At 59.1% G+C, this 14,548-nt stretch carries 19 protein-coding genes and 1 tRNA gene; 14 read left to right on the top strand and 6 right to left on the bottom strand.

Features of this window, described 5'->3' with window-relative positions:
• A partial coding sequence (locus tag H7848_RS15990; RefSeq protein ID WP_272874418.1) for an EF-Tu C-terminal domain-related protein occupies positions 1 to 542 on the top strand: 542 nt, incomplete at its 5' end.
• Between the two features lie 86 nt (positions 543 to 628).
• On the opposite strand, the gene H7848_RS15995 is transcribed toward H7848_RS15990, so the two are convergent.
• A complete protein-coding gene (locus H7848_RS15995; protein WP_208353452.1) occupies positions 629 to 1,204 on the bottom strand; it encodes a hypothetical protein in 576 nt (191 codons plus the stop codon).
• A 116-nt stretch (positions 1,205 to 1,320) separates the two neighbouring features.
• Here H7848_RS15995 and H7848_RS16000 point away from each other — a divergent pair, with 116 nt between their 5' ends.
• Both H7848_RS16000 and H7848_RS16005 read left to right on the top strand, forming a co-directional pair.
• Entirely contained in the window at positions 1,321 to 1,827 is a 507-nt protein-coding gene (locus H7848_RS16000; protein WP_208353455.1) for a hypothetical protein, read from the top strand.
• 1 nt (position 1,828) lies between these two features.
• A complete protein-coding gene (locus H7848_RS16005; protein WP_208353457.1) occupies positions 1,829 to 2,038 on the top strand; it encodes a helix-turn-helix domain-containing protein in 210 nt (69 codons plus the stop codon).
• 32 nt (positions 2,039 to 2,070) lie between these two features.
• Here the strand turns inward: H7848_RS16005 and H7848_RS16010 are convergent, their stop codons facing one another.
• Positions 2,071 to 2,535 carry an outer membrane protein assembly factor BamE gene (locus tag H7848_RS16010; RefSeq protein ID WP_208353459.1) on the bottom strand — a complete coding sequence of 155 codons (465 nt, stop codon included), beginning with the start codon at positions 2,533 to 2,535 and terminating at the stop codon, positions 2,071 to 2,073.
• An 80-nt stretch (positions 2,536 to 2,615) separates the two neighbouring features.
• Between H7848_RS16010 and H7848_RS16015 the strand changes: the two genes are divergently transcribed.
• The 8 genes from H7848_RS16015 (at position 2,616) to H7848_RS16050 (ending at position 7,872) form a co-directional block, all read left to right on the top strand.
• Positions 2,616 to 3,158: a YceD family protein gene (locus tag H7848_RS16015; protein WP_208353460.1), complete on the top strand. Its 543-nt coding sequence runs from the start codon at positions 2,616 to 2,618 to the stop codon at positions 3,156 to 3,158.
• Positions 3,159 to 3,316: 158 nt separating this feature from the next.
• Positions 3,317 to 3,526, top strand: a complete 210-nt coding sequence (rpmF, locus tag H7848_RS16020; protein WP_208353462.1) for a 50S ribosomal protein L32 — start codon at positions 3,317 to 3,319, stop codon at positions 3,524 to 3,526.
• 18 nt (positions 3,527 to 3,544) lie between these two features.
• Positions 3,545 to 4,648, top strand: coding sequence for a phosphate acyltransferase PlsX (plsX, locus tag H7848_RS16025; RefSeq protein ID WP_208353464.1), 1,104 nt, complete (start codon positions 3,545 to 3,547; stop codon positions 4,646 to 4,648).
• On the top strand, positions 4,645 to 5,613 hold the full coding sequence (locus tag H7848_RS16030) for a beta-ketoacyl-ACP synthase III (RefSeq protein WP_208353467.1): 969 nt from the start codon (positions 4,645 to 4,647) through the stop codon (positions 5,611 to 5,613). Before plsX ends, H7848_RS16030 begins: the two co-directional genes overlap by 4 nt.
• Before the next feature lie 88 nt (positions 5,614 to 5,701).
• Positions 5,702 to 6,004 carry an integration host factor subunit alpha gene (ihfA, locus tag H7848_RS16035; protein ID WP_208353469.1) on the top strand — a complete coding sequence of 101 codons (303 nt, stop codon included), beginning with the start codon at positions 5,702 to 5,704 and terminating at the stop codon, positions 6,002 to 6,004.
• A 3-nt stretch (positions 6,005 to 6,007) separates the two neighbouring features.
• Positions 6,008 to 6,604: a MerR family transcriptional regulator gene (locus H7848_RS16040; protein ID WP_208353471.1), complete on the top strand. Its 597-nt coding sequence runs from the start codon at positions 6,008 to 6,010 to the stop codon at positions 6,602 to 6,604.
• A 66-nt stretch (positions 6,605 to 6,670) separates the two neighbouring features.
• Positions 6,671 to 6,747 (top strand) — tRNA-Pro (locus tag H7848_RS16045).
• Positions 6,748 to 6,798: 51 nt separating this feature from the next.
• On the top strand, positions 6,799 to 7,872 hold the full coding sequence (locus H7848_RS16050) for a 2'-deoxycytidine 5'-triphosphate deaminase (protein ID WP_208353473.1): 1,074 nt from the start codon (positions 6,799 to 6,801) through the stop codon (positions 7,870 to 7,872).
• Positions 7,873 to 8,308: 436 nt separating this feature from the next.
• Here H7848_RS16050 and H7848_RS16055 read toward each other — a convergent pair whose 3' ends face one another.
• From H7848_RS16055 to H7848_RS16070, 4 genes are all read right to left on the bottom strand, one after another.
• Positions 8,309 to 9,490: a peptidoglycan DD-metalloendopeptidase family protein gene (locus H7848_RS16055; RefSeq protein ID WP_336512134.1), complete on the bottom strand. Its 1,182-nt coding sequence runs from the start codon at positions 9,488 to 9,490 to the stop codon at positions 8,309 to 8,311.
• A gap of 42 nt (positions 9,491 to 9,532) precedes the next feature.
• Positions 9,533 to 10,174: a protein-L-isoaspartate(D-aspartate) O-methyltransferase gene (locus H7848_RS16060; RefSeq protein WP_208353478.1), complete on the bottom strand. Its 642-nt coding sequence runs from the start codon at positions 10,172 to 10,174 to the stop codon at positions 9,533 to 9,535.
• Positions 10,174 to 10,956, bottom strand: coding sequence for a 5'/3'-nucleotidase SurE (gene surE / locus H7848_RS16065; RefSeq protein ID WP_208353480.1), 783 nt, complete (start codon positions 10,954 to 10,956; stop codon positions 10,174 to 10,176). The genes H7848_RS16060 and surE overlap by 1 nt, the downstream gene beginning before the upstream one ends.
• Before the next feature lie 167 nt (positions 10,957 to 11,123).
• The gene (locus tag H7848_RS16070; RefSeq protein ID WP_208353483.1) at positions 11,124 to 11,789 is read right to left on the bottom strand and encodes an SDR family oxidoreductase; all 666 of its coding nucleotides are present in this window, start codon (positions 11,787 to 11,789) and stop codon (positions 11,124 to 11,126) included.
• 106 nt (positions 11,790 to 11,895) lie between these two features.
• Between H7848_RS16070 and H7848_RS16075 the strand changes: the two genes are divergently transcribed.
• The 3 genes from H7848_RS16075 (at position 11,896) to H7848_RS16085 (ending at position 14,458) form a co-directional block, all read left to right on the top strand.
• Entirely contained in the window at positions 11,896 to 12,486 is a 591-nt protein-coding gene (locus H7848_RS16075) for a biotin transporter BioY (RefSeq protein WP_237072801.1), read from the top strand.
• A 128-nt stretch (positions 12,487 to 12,614) separates the two neighbouring features.
• Positions 12,615 to 13,382, top strand: coding sequence for an alpha/beta fold hydrolase (locus H7848_RS16080; protein WP_208353486.1), 768 nt, complete (start codon positions 12,615 to 12,617; stop codon positions 13,380 to 13,382).
• A gap of 176 nt (positions 13,383 to 13,558) precedes the next feature.
• The gene (locus tag H7848_RS16085; protein ID WP_208353489.1) at positions 13,559 to 14,458 is read left to right on the top strand and encodes a type IV pili methyl-accepting chemotaxis transducer N-terminal domain-containing protein; all 900 of its coding nucleotides are present in this window, start codon (positions 13,559 to 13,561) and stop codon (positions 14,456 to 14,458) included.
• Positions 14,459 to 14,548 lie beyond the last annotated feature (90 nt).

Genomic DNA, 14,548 nt, shown 5'->3' on the forward strand with positions numbered 1-14,548 from the left:
TCGAGGACGTGTTCTCAATCTCCGGCCGTGGGACTGTTGTGACCGGTCGTGTGGAACGCGGCGTGATCAACGTGGGCGACGAGATCGAAATCGTGGGCATCCGCGACACCACCAAGACGACCTGCACAGGTGTGGAAATGTTCCGCAAACTGCTGGATCGTGGTGAAGCTGGTGACAACATCGGCGCGCTGCTGCGGGGTGTGGATCGCGAAGGCGTTGAGCGTGGCCAGGTGCTGTGCAAGCCCGGCTCGGTAACGCCACACACGAAGTTTGAGGCCGAAGCCTATATCCTGACCAAGGACGAAGGCGGCCGGCACACGCCGTTTTTCGCCAACTACCGCCCGCAGTTCTATTTCCGGACGACGGATGTGACCGGCACGGTGACGCTGGCCGAAGGCACTGAGATGGTGATGCCCGGCGACAACGTCAGCTTCGGCGTCGAACTGATCGCGCCGATCGCCATGGAACAAGGCCTCCGCTTCGCCATCCGCGAAGGCGGCAGAACCGTCGGCGCTGGCGTCGTATCGAAAATCATCGAGTAAGCTCATAGTGGCGTATCCCGGACTTGATCCGGGATCTCATGATAAAGGTCGCCCCGGGGGCGGCCTTTTTCTTTGCATAGGGATGTTCAGCAGGGCTGAAGGCCCTGGATCAGCAGGTCGCGATCTTCAGGCTGTAGCGCCTGCAACATATCGGTGGGGCGCGTCAGGGGCACGAATGCATCATCACCAGTGCGCAGCCATGTGGCCACAGGCAGTGCGCCGGGCAGGGGCGCTGTCAGACACCCGCCTGTCACACCGATGCTTAGCGATCCTTTGCCCTCAACACCGCGTGCGCGCAGGCCCTTGATCCGGTCCTGCGCGACGGACAGTGCGTTTGCCGCATCTGCATTGAAGCCAAAGACATAAATCGCCTCATCCGCAGCGGGGGCGCGCGGGCCATCCGCCGTGGCGGTCACGGTCAGGGGCACCTGCGCCAGAACGGTATCGCCAGCCCGCCCGCTGGCAGGGGTAAATGACAGCGTCAGCTCTGCGTCCCCATCCCGCAATCGCACCACCTTTGGGACACTGACTGCGACCGAGATATCTGCAGGCGGTGTTTCCAGCGGATCTAGCCGTGACGCCGCGATCATACCGGCAGGCGACAGGCTGCCGCATCCGGTCAATATGCCCAGGGCTATCGCGCATAAGGTCGTTTTATACATGACTGTTGAACTCCTAAGAATCTTGATATAGCATGAATATATTAATGTTAAACATGAATATATAGGCTTAAAACATGTCATCTGTTGAAACGCGTCCCTTTTTGCGATCCGCCCGCATGCTGGGTTGGATTCTTTTTGCTGCCCTGTGCGTTCTTGGGGCCTCTGCCGCAGGGCTGATTGCGATGCTGATCCTTGACACAGAAGGCACGGGGCGGTTTCTGATCATTGCTGCGGGGTATGAACAGGTAATACCGCGCCCCTGGCAAAGCGGCGCACTGACCGGGATCGTCCTAAGCCAGATTGCGGTCTGGGCGTTGGTCGTGACCTGCGCCCGGATGATCTTTACCGCACTGACCGAAGCCGATGTGCACAGGGCAGGACGTGCCGCAACGCTGACGGCGCGCTGGCTTTGGCTTTGGCTTATGCTGGTCTGGGGCATTCTGGCGTTCGCCCTGGCAACGGCTGTGGCGTCCTGGCATTTCCCACCAGGCGAACGTTCGATTGCGATCAATGTGGGCACACCCCAGATTTCAACAGCCTTCGCCGCCCTGCTGGCCACATTCATTTCGCGCGCCTTCGTCCTGGGGGCCGAGCTGTGGCAAGATCATCAAGAGGTCATCTGACATGCCTATTGTCGTACGTCTGGACGTGGCGCTGGCGCAGCGCAAGATGACCTCACGCGAATTGGCCGCCCAGATCGGGATATCGGAACAAAACCTGTCGATGCTAAGATCCGGCAAGGCCCGGGGCGTGCGGTTCAATACGCTTGAGGCGATCTGCAAAGCCCTGCACTGCCAGCCCGGTGATCTGCTGGAGTATGTGCACGACGGCTAGGCTCAATGGGCCAACTTCACACGATTGCAGCTTTACTCCGTATCCGGACTGCCGCCCAGAAAGCTGCCGGGGTCGAAGTTGCCGATGTTGCCAAGCAGTTGACGCAGGAAGGTGATGTCTTCGATATTGCTTGTTGTTACGCGGCGGGCCAGGGGGACGACCTTGCCGTCTTCCAGGGTGAACCGTTCCACATTGCGCACCACTTCGTTTTCATCAAACCGGATCACCACCAGCTGGCGGTCGACGGCGCGCGGTTCCTGATAGGCATAGTGGCGCCAGCGGCTTTGGACATAGAAAATCCCGCGTTCGTTCAGCGCGCCTTCAGACGACGGCATGCCAAGCGTGTCGATCACACTGTCGCGGGTGTCGATGCCGACGATGATATCCTCAAGCTCGGTGTCGGTGGGAACATAGCCGTGGTTGCGGAATGTCGCGACGCAGGCGGTCAGTGTCAGTATCAGCAATGTGCCGATCGCAAATTTAACGATACCCCGCATCGATCCCTCATGGCTTGGCGTTTCTTTGCCAGAGGCTTATAGAAGCGCGCAGGGGTCTTCAAGAATGGAAAGTGCCGGTCATGCCACATAGCTTTACGTTGCGCATCGCGGATCTGTCGCAAAGAAAGCCCACCGCGTTCGATATGACCGCCGACGCTGATATGCTGGCTGATCTGACCAAGCGGCTTGAGCTGCTGGATTTGCGCAAGGTCCGTCTGCAGGGGCAGATCGCGCCGCAGGGGCGGGACGACTGGGCGCTGACGGCGCATCTGGGGGCTACGGTGGTGCAGCCCTGTATCGTGACGCTGGCCCCGGTGACGACGCGGATTGAGGAGGACATTCGCCGTCTGTATCTGGCCCATATGGCCGACCAGCCTGATGCGTCTGAGGTCGAGATGCCCGAGGATGACACCGTTGAACCGCTGCCCGCCACCATCAATCTGCGTGATGTTCTGGCCGAGGCGCTGGCCCTGGCGCTGCCGCTTTACCCACGGGCCGATGGCGCAGCGCTGGATGCGGCGGTTTTCACCGAACCCGGCAAGGCGCCGATGACCGATGACGAGGCCCGCCCCTTTGCCGGACTGGCGTCGTTGCGTGACAAACTGGCGAAAGATGGGGATTGATCCGATAAAACACTTGCACGGGCGCAGAATCGCAGTATTTAGGCGCTTCTGGAATTCACCGGGGTGGACACCAGGCTTTATATCCGGTATCGCCCGCCCCTATCCCGAAACGACACGGATGGGCCATGTGCCCTGAACACTAGACCCGAGGTTGAGACATGGCTGTCCCTCAGAATAAGATTTCGAAATCGCGCCGCAACAACCGTCGCGCCCATGACGCGCTGGTGGCTGCGAACCCAAATGAATGCCCAAACTGTGGCGAACTGAAGCGTCCGCATCACGTCTGCGCGGCCTGTGGTCATTATGATGACCGCGAGGTGATCGCAATGGTCGACGAAGTGGACCTAGACGAAGACGACGCAGCCTAAATCTGGTAACAGGGCGCTATGCCAAACGAGAATTCCTCACTGGCACCGCGCCAAACCGGGCGCATTGTTATTTCGGTCGACGCTATGGGCGGCGATCTGGGACCTGCGGCAGTTGTTGCAGGTCTTGCGCTGTCTGCGTCCAAAAATACCGATATTGCCTTTATTTTGCACGGTCCCAAGGACCAGTTGGAAGCGCTTGTACAAAAGCGCCGCCTGCAGGACCGGTGTGAGATTCGGGATGCTCAGGGCGTGGTCACGATGGAAGACAAGCCGTCACAGGTCATGCGCAATGGCAAGGGCACATCGATGTGGTCTGCCATTGAAGCTGTGCGCAACCGCGAGGCCGAGGTATGCGTGTCGTGCGGCAACACCGGCGCCTTGATGGCCCTGTCGATGATTCGTCTGCGCAAGGTTGAGGGCGTGAACCGCCCCGCGATTGCCTGTCTGTGGCCTTCGCGCAACCCTGGCGGATTTAATATCATGCTGGATGTGGGCGCCGATGTGCGCGCCGACGAAGAAGATCTGCTGCAATATGCGCTGATGGGTGCATCTTACGCGCGAAACGGCCTGGGCATAAGTCGCCCCAGAGTGGGTCTGCTGAATGTCGGCACCGAAGAGAACAAGGGCCGTGCCGAACTGAAAGTTGCGCAGGAAATGATCATGCGCGCCGCCGGTCGGGCCGATTTCGAATACATCGGATTTGTGGAAGGCGGTGATATGCCATCAGACCGCGTCGATGTTATCGTGACGGACGGCTTTACCGGCAATATCGCCCTGAAAACAGGGGAAGGCACCGCCAAAATCATTCGCGAACTGCTGAAAGAGGCGTTTCAGTATTCACCCCTATCGCGTATCGCGGCGGTCCTTGCGCTGACATCTCTGAACCGTCTGCGCAAACGGATTGATCCGCGTCGGGTGAACGGCGGCGTGTTCCTGGGCCTGAACGGCACTGTGGTCAAATCGCACGGATCATCGGATTCGCTTGGCGTGGCCTCGGCCGTGCATCTGGCCTTCCGGCTGGCCGAGTCGGGCTTTACCGAACGTCTGGCCGCCCGGGTTGCATCGGCCGCAGAGCTGGCCCAAGATGTCGGACAGAGCAGTTCAAAAGGCAAAATTGCATGAGACGAGCCATCGTCACCGGCACAGGCCACTATCTGCCCGAACGGGTGGTTGAAAACGCAGAATTCGAAAAGACACTGGACACAAGCGACGACTGGATTCGCGCGCGATCCGGTATTGAGCGGCGCCATTTCGCCTCGGACCAGGAAACGACGTCTTTTATGGCTACCGCCGCCGCCCGCGCGGCGTTGAAGGATGCCGGTGTTGAGGCGGGTCAGGTCGATGCGATCATAGTCGCGACCTCGACCCCCGATCTGACATTTCCGTCCTCGGCCACCATGGTGCAGGCCGAACTGGGCATGTCGGGCGGGTTTGCCTTTGACGTGCAGGCGGTCTGCGCGGGGTTCGTCTATGCACTGGCCAATGCCAATGCGCTGATCGTGTCGGGGCAGGCCGAACGGGTGCTGGTCATCGGGTCAGAAACCTTTAGCAAGATCATGGATTGGACCGATCGCAGCACCTGTGTGCTGTTCGGGGACGGGGCTGGCGCCGTTCTGCTGCAGGCCGGTGATGGCGATGGCACCGCTGCGGATCGGGGGATTCTATCGACGGATCTGCATTCTGACGGGCAATACCGCGACCTGCTTTACGTCGATGGTGGCGTGTCGAAACAGACGACCGGCCATCTGCGGATGCAGGGTAAAGAGGTGTTTCGCCATGCCGTCGAAAAGCTGACCCAGACCGCCGAAGCAGCGATGGCCAAGGCCGGTGTGGCCAGCGCCGATGTCGACTGGATCGTGCCACATCAGGCCAACCTGCGCATCATCAAGGGCACCGCGCAAAAGATGGGCCTGCCCATGGATCGTGTCGTTCTGACGGTGCAGGATCACGGCAATACATCCGCGGCATCGATTCCCCTGGCGCTGTCGGTGGGCAAGTCCCGTGGCCAGTTGAAACCGGATGATCTGATCGTGACCGAGGCGATTGGTGGCGGTTTAGCCTGGGGTGCGGTCGTTTTACGCTGGTAATCGGCACGGGTTTGCCGGACAAGTCCTTGATATTGACTCGGAAAATGCCATTGGCCTATTGTCGCCCATGCAACGAAGGAGCGCACCGATGGCCGAAAAGACACTGACCCGCATGGATCTGAGTGAAGCTGTGTTTCGCGAGGTGGGCCTGTCGCGCAACGAAAGCGCGCAATTGGTTGAAAGCGTTCTGAACCATATGTCCGACGCTCTGGTGCGCGGCGAAAGCGTAAAAATATCTTCTTTTGGCACCTTTTCGGTCCGCGAAAAAGCCGCCCGTGTGGGCCGCAATCCGAAAACCGGCGAAGAGGTTCCGATCCATCCCCGCCGCGTTCTGACCTTCCGCCCGTCGCACCTGATGAAAGATCGCGTGGCCGCCGGAAACAAGAGATAACCCATGCAGAAAAAGGCCCGCGACGCCTTTCGGACGATCTCGGAAGTGGCGGAATGGCTGGAAACGCCGCCCCACGTTCTACGATTCTGGGAAAGCAAATTTCCCCAGATCAGACCCGTTAAACGGGCCGGTGGGCGTCGGTATTACCGTCCGTCGGACATGATGTTGCTGGGCGGGATCAAAAAGCTGCTGCACGAAGACGGCATGACCATCAGCGCCGTCAAAAAGATGCTGCAGAAAGAGGGCGTCAAGCACATCGCCGCCCTTGGCCCGTCTTTGGAAGGCGGTGTGACCGACAATATCGCGGATGACGCGCATATCGAGGACGGCGATAATGTTGTGCCCCTGGCGCCCGCAGGCGCGGATAATCTGTTTCAGAACGAATTCCTGTTTGATGAGGTCGAACAACCGGTCGTTGCCCGCGCGCGCAATATCCCCGCTGATCCCGAAGATGGCAGCATCAGCGTCGAACCGGGTATTCTGACCGCACTTGCGCAAACCGATCCGGCGACAATCCGTGTGCGTGCGTCGCAGGTCAGGCCGGTGCTGGAAAAGCTGCAGGCGCTGAAAGACCGTATGTCGGAACAGGTTGGCGGATAAACTGTGACGATCCGCTGAAAAAGGCCCTTGCCCCCTGCCGCCAAATCAGTATGACTACGCCAACGTCGGGCTATGGCGCAGCCTGGTAGCGCGTCCGTCTGGGGGACGGAAGGTCGCAGGTTCAAGTCCTGCTAGCCCGACCAATCAAAACGGCCCGCCGGCATCTGCCTGCGGGCTTTTTAACAGGGGCAGTCATGGGCGTTTTACCAAGTCAGATGATCGAAGCGCTGGTCCGCGATGGCGCCCTGCAGGCCAGCGATCCGATCCGCCCAGAACAGGTTCAGCCCGCCAGCCTTGATCTGCGTCTGGGGGCCGTTGCCTATCGCGTGCGCGCCTCGTTCCTGGCCGGTCAGGGCGCGACTGTGGCCAGCCGGTTGGATGAGTTCGAGATGCACCGGATCGACCTGAACGACGGTGCGGTTCTGGAAAAAGGCGCGGTTTACGTGGTGCCGCTGATGGAACGGCTGGCATTGCCAGGTGATATTCAGGCGGTGGCGAATGCCAAAAGCTCAACCGGGCGGCTGGATCTGCTGACGCGCACAATCACCGACGGCGGGGTCGAATTTGACCGGATTTCACCCGGCTATACTGGCCCGCTTTATGCCGAGATCTGCCCGCGATCGTTCAGCGTATTGGTGCGCCCTGGTATGCGCTTGAACCAGATCCGGTTCCGGCGCGGGCAATCGGTGCTGAGCGATATTGAGCTGCGCAAGCTGCATGCCGAGGAAACGCTGGTCTCGGGTCAGGCGCATATCGATGATGGGCTTGGCTTTTCTGTCGATCTGCGCCCGGTGGAGGGTGATCTGGTCGGCTTTCGTGCGAAACCGCACACGGGTGTGATCGACCTGGACCGTTTGGCGTTTTATGAGCCCGAGGAGTATTGGGAGCCGATCCATACCCGCGAAGGCCGGATTATCCTGGACCCCGGCGCGTTCTATATTCTGGTCAGTCAAGAGGCGGTGACAATCCCGCCCGATTGCGCCGCCGAAATGGCCCCCTATCTGGCGATGGTGGGTGAATTTCGGGTGCATTATGCGGGGTTCTTCGACCCCGGTTTCGGCCATGCCCGCGCCGGTGGGTCCGGATCACGCGGCGTGCTTGAGGTGCGCTGTCACGAGGCGCCATTTGTATTGGAACACGGCCAGATCGTCGGCCGCCTGATCTATGAACGTATGGCCGAGGTGCCCAGGCAACTTTACGGTCAGGACATCGCGTCGAATTATCAGGGACAGGGGTTGAAACTGTCGAAGCATTTCAAGGCGATCTAGAACGTGGTCAGAGGTCCCGGATCAAGTCCGGGACGGCGCAGTTGATCTGTCAACGCCCTTTGCCCCGCATCACCTTTGGGTGGCAGGGTCTGAGGTCTGATCTGATAAGAAAGGTGGCGCCACCGTCTTGAGGGTTGGTTCGCCAGAAAGGGGTCGCAAGCCCCCGCTTTCAAGTCTCATGCATGATCTTTCAGGCGGCTTATGTCTTGGGGTTCCAAGCCAAAACACAAGTTCTGGAAAACCATTTCTGTACGATATCGTGGGGGCCGTTCTACGCCTCAAATGCTAACAGCAGCTTATAGTTACGAACGGTGGGATTTGAGTATTTGGGGAACAATAAAGTGCGGGCATATGCTTTATTGTTCCCAAAATACTCCGGGGGTGAGGGCCGAAGGCACGAGGGGGCAGAGCCCCCTTCGCCCTTAGATCATATGTATCAGTTCAGATACGGCACCGGATCGACGCTATCCAACCCTTCGCGAACCTCAAAATGCAGATAGCTGGGGTCGGCATCGCGCACTGTCGCTATGGTTTGTCCTCGCTCGACCCGGTCCCCTTTGCTGACGCGCAGGTTATCGACGCGCGCGTAGACTGTCAGGATATCGCCCGAATGGCGCAGCACGACGATGGGCACCTGGTTGGTGTCCCGCGTGATCGCCGCAACAGTACCAGAAGCTGCCGCTTTGACAGGTGTACCGGGGCGGGCTGCGATATCAATACCGTCATTAGTGCCTTTTCTGTAGGCTCGGATAATATTACCCGAAACCGGGTAAACCATACGCGCATTGGGCTGCGATACAGCCGTACGATCCGCCCCCAGATTGGGCGAGGGCGGTGCGGCCTGTGCCTGGGCCGCGGGCTGCGTTGTTTCCCGTGGCAGAGGCTGCGCCGCACTGGGCGGTGTTGGTGTGTCCGAGCCGGTACCGGGCGCCGCTGTGCCGCGCGCGATTTCGATTGGCATGACAACAGGGATCAGGATGAATTGCCCCTGGCGCACTTCCAGATCCGGGCCAAGGCCGTTCCATTCCGCCAATGCATTCACAGACACGTTGTAAAGTCGCGCGATGGAAAAGGCCGTTTCGCCGCGTTCCACCTGATGTCGGACAGGTTCGATGCCCGTTTCCGGCAGTTGTGACCGAGGCGTGATCACGGGCCCGCCCCGGCGATTTTCGGCACTGTCGATGGCACTGCCCGCCAGAGTTGTGACATCGACGGATGATGGCGTGATTGGCCCGGTGATGATTGAGCCTGTTGCAGGGGATGGCTCAGACACACGATTGGGCAGGGCCAACACCTCGTCCGCGCGCAGACGGTCATTGACGCGCAAGCCGTTAAAGCTGGCCAGTTCGGGCGCTGGCACGCCGATGCGGTTGGCGATATCGGTCACCGTATCACCGCGTCGGGCCACCACGACCTGATAGTTCGGGTATGAGATAATACCGCGATCATCGACAGGCGGCCGGCTGGCCGTGCGCCCCTGAACCGCAGCGGTCGTATCGGCGTCACTTTTTGCCAGATCCCGCAGATCCAGATCAAGTGGTTCATCACAGGCGGCCAGCGCAAGCAGCGCGCCCCCCATCAGGATTGCACGGAAACTGTTACGGCGCATATGGGCCATGGCTCTCATCCTCAATATCCCCGGGCCCTGTTTCGGGCTCCTCTACTCTTTTCCCACCCCTTCGATCAGGGGCACAAACCGGACCGAGCGCAGCTCGTTATAATCGTATCCCGTATCCGTCCGTTTCACCTGTATCAGACTTTGAACGGCATCCGACTGCCCGACCGGCAACACCATGATACCCCCGATCTTAAGCTGAGCCAAGAGCGGACCTGGCGGATCTTCCGCAGCGGCCGTTACGATAATGCGGTCAAAGGGCGCCTGATCGGGCAAACCGTGGCTGCCATCGGCGGTGATTGCGGTGATATTGGTCAGGTCAAGTTCGGTAAAAACCGCGCGGGCTTCCTGCACCAGGCGCTTATGGCGGTCGACGGTATAGACGCGCCGGGCCAACTGGCTGAGGATCGCGGCCTGATAACCGGACCCGGTGCCGACTTCCAGCACCTTGTCGCGCGGCTGCACGTCCAGCGCCTGGGTCATCAGGCCCACGACGGACGGCTGGCTGATCGTCTGGCCGCAGGCGATGGGCAAGGGCATGTCTTCATACGCACGTTCGGCGAACAGCCCCTTGACAAAGGGGCCGCGATCGACCTTTTCCATGGCCGTCAGCACACGCGCATCTGTCACCCCGCGGGATCGCAGGGCGAACAGGAATTGCATTTTGCGTTCGGCGTCGGTGGTCATCAGAACAGGCTTTGCAATCGCTCAAGCGCGTCATGGGCGGTCAGATCTGCGCGCATGGGTGTGACGGATATATAGCCATCCAGGTTCACCGCCGCGTCTGTTTCGGGCGCCGTCGGTACATTCTGTGCCCCGCCCTTGATCCACAGAAATTTCCGGCCCGACGGTGACAGATGTGGTTCAACACCAAAGCTGGTGTCGCGGCGATAGCCCTGGGCCGCGATTTTGGTGCCTTTGACCTGATCGGCGGGCATAGGGGGGAAATTGACGTTGTAAAACAGGCGGTAATCGTCATTGTCGTCAAATCCGTGATCCAACAGTTTGCGCACCAGATCAGCGCCATGTGCCGCTGCGGCCTCAAACGGGTCATCGAGGGCGACATTCAGCGGGCCGTAGTATTGCGATAAGGCAACGGCGGGCAGGCCTTGCAACGCGGCCTCCATCGCGCCGCCAAGGGTGCCGGAATAAAGCGCGTTTTCGGCGGAGTTATTGCCGCGGTTGACACCCGACAGCACCAGATCGGGCCGTGTGCCGTTCATGACATCGTAAAGCCCCGCCAGAACGCAGTCGGCGGGCGACCCTTCGGCGGCGAACCGGCGCGGGCCAAGTTCGGCGATCATCATGGGATGGGTGTAGGAAATCTTGTGCGCGACGCCCGATTGTTCAAAAGCGGGCGCGACGGTCCAGACCTGCCCCCCGGGTCCCGCCAGATCCTCGGCAATTGCCTGCAGGACCGTAAGGCCCGGTGCGTTGATGCCGTCGTCGTTGGTGATCAGAATGCGCATGCCGCCCCCTTTTGTTCTTTCCTAGTCAAGGGTGCGGGGGGCTGCAAGGCCGACGTGTTGGCCGTGGGGCGCCGCTGACGCAGCGCTGCCTTCGGCGAGAGTATTTTTAGAACAATAAAGGACAGTTGATTACTTTATTGTTCCCCAAATACTCAAATCCCTATGGCTCAGTCGTTCAGGATGTGGGGCAGAAGGCGGTTTGCTTCGTCCATCGGTTTGGCCAGCGCATCGCGATCCTCGCCGGGGAAAAAACGGGCACGGGTGGCGGTAGACATGGGTTGGGGGGTCAGAATGTCGACTTGCGGGCCGATTTTTACCGTTTCGGCCTGCCAACTGCGGACCAGTGCCATTTGTGCGGCTTTCGTGCCGCCGTAGCCGCCAAAGAATTTTTCACCGCCGCGGGGGTCGTCAAAGAAAACGGCCTTGCCCGCGGGCGCTGCGTCCAGCAGAGGCGCCACGAACTGGATCAGCCGACCGACCGCGCGGACATTCGTGGCGATGGATTTGTCCCAGTCTTTTTCCTGGATCGATGACGCAGGCGACATGGGTGCGGCCTGCACGGCCGTATGCACCCACAAATCCACATGCCCCCACCGGTCAAAGATGCTGCGGCACAGCTGCATCATCGCGGCGTCGATGGTGATATCCATGGGGGCCAGCGTCGCCTCGCCCCCTTTGGCGCGGATGCGGTCGTCAAGTTCTTCCAGCGCGCCGACGGTGCGGGCGACGGCCACGATATGATGCGTCTCAGACAGCAGTTCGGCCAGGGCGGCGCCCAATCCGCGTGAGGCGCCGGTGATCAGGGCAATGGGTCGGGTGTTCGTATCAGACATGACGCCCCCTTTAGGCCCGTGTCGCGGGGTTTGACAAGGGGGTGGCGCTTGACTTTCCCGCAGGCGCGGCGGAAAACAGCACCAAGACATAAACAAGGAGGATGCAATGATGCAGGCCAATACTCTTTCACAAGCCGTGATCGGCCATGATACAGTGCTGAAGCAGATCGGTCTGGTGCTGGGCGGATCGCTGTTCATCGCTGTGTCCGCCCATATCAGGGTGCCGATGTTCCCTGTTCCGATGACGCTGCAAACGATGGCCGTTCTGATGGTCGGTTTCGCCTATGGATCACGTCTGGGCGTTGCGACCGTTCTGGCTTATCTGGCAAAAGGCGCGGTTGGTTTGCCAGTGTTGACCGGGTTATTTATTGGCCCAACAACGGGCTTCCTGATGGGCTTTATCCTGATTGCCTGGCTGGCGGGATTGGCGGCCGAGCGTGGCCTGACCAGAAATCCCGTGATCGCAGCGCTGATCGCCATTCCGATTGCCGCGCTGATTTACGTGCCCGGCGCGGCCTGGCCGCTGGCCGTTGCGGGTCTGTTCGGGCTTGAGGGCGGTTGGGTCAATCTTTCGCTGACAGGCATCTGGGCGAATTTCATGGCACCGTTTCTGATTGGGGACGCCATCAAGGCCGTGATTGCCGGTCTGATTGTCTCAGGCGCTTTTGCAGCACTACGTGCCCGGTCGAAGAAATAAAATGATAGCATGTCGCCCCGATCATCGGGGCGGCCATTTTTTGGGTATCGATTTTTATCCGCTTTCTGACGTAGGGTCAGGTTTTCCCCACCTTACGTTTCCGCAATTTGATAATATGTAATATAATCATGATCAGACTTCTGACGTCTTTTGCATTTCTTTTCGGCTCGGCTCTGGCGGCCAGTGCACAATGTGTGGTTCTGCTGCATGGTCTGGCCCGCACCGATGCCTCGTTTGCCGTTCTTGATGCCGCGCTGCGCGAGGCCGGTTATAAAACGGTCAATCAGAATTACCCGTCAACCACTGACAATATCCACAATCTGGCGAATGAAACGATCCCGAAAGCGGTTGCACGCTGTGGTGCCGACCGGCCCATACATTTTGTCACGCATTCTATGGGGGGGATATTGGTGCGGGCCTGGCTGGCGGATCACAGGCCCGATGATCTGGGGCGGGTTGTGATGCTGGCGCCGCCGAACAACGGGTCCGAGATCGTGGATACACTTGGTGATCTTAGTGCTTTTGAGTGGATGCACGGCCCCGCTGGAAATGAACTGGGCACAGATAACAGCAGTCTGCCCAATCGTTTGCCTGCCCCCGATTATCCGGTGGGGATCATCGCTGGATCAGTATCGCTGAATCCGTTGCTCAGCACGATGATCGACGGGGAAAACGATGGTAAGGTATCGGTGGCCAGCACCCGGCTTGAGGGGATGGCGGATCACATCACGCTGAAAACCAGCCATACTTTCATGATGAACAACCCCCTGACCATCGCGCAGGTCATACAGTTTTTGCAAGACGGCGCCTTTGACCATTCTCTGACAATGGAAGATGCGCTGACCGATGCGATGAACTGGAAAGCCGTGACGCGGCGGGTTATCAGTCAGAATTAACCATAATTTTCGATTATTTCGCAAAAAATTCGTTTGACGCAACTAAATTACAATTTTCGGTTGATTGAACTTGGTCGGCGCCTTGCTACATGCAGCGTGTGATAGTCCGTATGAGTTGGGTGGTGGGTGCTCAGGCGGGTATAATAACGCGTATTGTCAGTGAAGGAACGAGCGCCATGATTACCAAATTCACGACGTCACTGTGTGTGGTGGCCACCCTTGGTGTATTTCAGTCAGCACCAGTTCAAGCCAATATTCAGGATACGGCCGTCACCGCCGAAACCATCGCGACTCGGCTGGATGTGTCTGCACGCCAACGTATGTTGACGCAACGTATGGCCAAGGCTTTCTGTTTTGTCGATCTGGGGGTCAACCCCGAACAGAATTTGCAGACCCTGGAAGAGACACGCGAAACCTATGTGCGCGCACACACCGGCTTTCGGGACGGCGATGTTGAGTTGGGCCTGTTTGTCGAACGCAAGCAGTTGATCATCAATGCCTGGACCGATGTCGACAAGACATGGCAGTCACTGGACACGATCTACAGTGCGTCCTTGACGGCCGGTGCGGCCTCCGGCGAAAACTTTGAACAGGCCATGGATATCACCATGGATATCCTGGATCAGAAATATGACTTCACCGGCCTGATCTATCGTGCTTATGGCAAACAGCTGGAAGGCGGCGTGGGAAATGCCGTTCTGGTTGAAATGTATGACCGTCAACGCATGATGTCTCAGCAGATGTCGAAAGAGCTGTGCATGACCGTGCAGGGTTATCAAAGCGACATCAAACGCGAAGGTCTGTCGGAAACTCTGGGTATCTTTGATGCGTCGCTGGATGCGTTCATCAATGGCTTGCCGGATCTGGGGATCCCAGCAGCACCTACACCTGAAATCAAGGCCCAGCTTGAGGCCGCCCAGGCCCACTGGGCCCCTGTGCGTGAAATCGCCCAGGCCGTCGCCGATGGTCAGACCCCGGATCAGCAGACATTGAAGCGGTTCAATGCATCCATGGACGATTTTCTGTCTGACATGGATACGGCCACGAAACTGCTGACACAGCATATGTCGGGTTGATCTTCCTGAAATCTGGGATTGCCCCGACGCTGGGGCGGTCCCGTTTGTTAACCTATTCATTATTTAGGCAGGTCGTCAGCGTTCCGTTAA

It is taken from the genome of Pseudaestuariivita rosea (assembly GCF_017592335.1).
Classification (GTDB): Bacteria; Pseudomonadota; Alphaproteobacteria; order Rhodobacterales; family Rhodobacteraceae; genus Parasulfitobacter; species Parasulfitobacter rosea.

Excerpts from the sequence above, each read along its gene's own strand:
- H7848_RS16000 (WP_208353455.1), top strand. The coding sequence starts at position 1,321 with ATGCTGGGTTGGATTCTTTTTGCTGCCCTGTGCGTTCTTGGGGCCTCT.
- H7848_RS16050 (WP_208353473.1), top strand. The coding sequence starts at position 6,799 with ATGGGCGTTTTACCAAGTCAGATGATCGAAGCGCTGGTCCGCGATGGC.
- H7848_RS16055 (WP_336512134.1), bottom strand. The coding sequence starts at position 9,490 with ATGGCCCATATGCGCCGTAACAGTTTCCGTGCAATCCTGATGGGGGGC.
- surE (WP_208353480.1), bottom strand. The coding sequence starts at position 10,956 with ATGCGCATTCTGATCACCAACGACGACGGCATCAACGCACCGGGCCTT.
- H7848_RS16060 (WP_208353478.1), bottom strand. The coding sequence starts at position 10,174 with ATGACCACCGACGCCGAACGCAAAATGCAATTCCTGTTCGCCCTGCGA.
- H7848_RS16010 (WP_208353459.1), bottom strand. The coding sequence starts at position 2,535 with ATGCGGGGTATCGTTAAATTTGCGATCGGCACATTGCTGATACTGACA.
- H7848_RS15995 (WP_208353452.1), bottom strand. The coding sequence starts at position 1,204 with ATGTATAAAACGACCTTATGCGCGATAGCCCTGGGCATATTGACCGGA.
- H7848_RS16005 (WP_208353457.1), top strand. The coding sequence starts at position 1,829 with ATGCCTATTGTCGTACGTCTGGACGTGGCGCTGGCGCAGCGCAAGATG.
- H7848_RS16030 (WP_208353467.1), top strand. The coding sequence starts at position 4,645 with ATGAGACGAGCCATCGTCACCGGCACAGGCCACTATCTGCCCGAACGG.
- plsX (WP_208353464.1), top strand. The coding sequence starts at position 3,545 with ATGCCAAACGAGAATTCCTCACTGGCACCGCGCCAAACCGGGCGCATT.
- H7848_RS16040 (WP_208353471.1), top strand. The coding sequence starts at position 6,008 with ATGCAGAAAAAGGCCCGCGACGCCTTTCGGACGATCTCGGAAGTGGCG.
- H7848_RS16075 (WP_237072801.1), top strand. The coding sequence starts at position 11,896 with ATGATGCAGGCCAATACTCTTTCACAAGCCGTGATCGGCCATGATACA.
- rpmF (WP_208353462.1), top strand. The coding sequence starts at position 3,317 with ATGGCTGTCCCTCAGAATAAGATTTCGAAATCGCGCCGCAACAACCGT.
- H7848_RS16070 (WP_208353483.1), bottom strand. The coding sequence starts at position 11,789 with ATGTCTGATACGAACACCCGACCCATTGCCCTGATCACCGGCGCCTCA.
- ihfA (WP_208353469.1), top strand. The coding sequence starts at position 5,702 with ATGGCCGAAAAGACACTGACCCGCATGGATCTGAGTGAAGCTGTGTTT.
- H7848_RS16085 (WP_208353489.1), top strand. The coding sequence starts at position 13,559 with ATGATTACCAAATTCACGACGTCACTGTGTGTGGTGGCCACCCTTGGT.
- H7848_RS16015 (WP_208353460.1), top strand. The coding sequence starts at position 2,616 with ATGCCACATAGCTTTACGTTGCGCATCGCGGATCTGTCGCAAAGAAAG.
- H7848_RS16080 (WP_208353486.1), top strand. The coding sequence starts at position 12,615 with ATGATCAGACTTCTGACGTCTTTTGCATTTCTTTTCGGCTCGGCTCTG.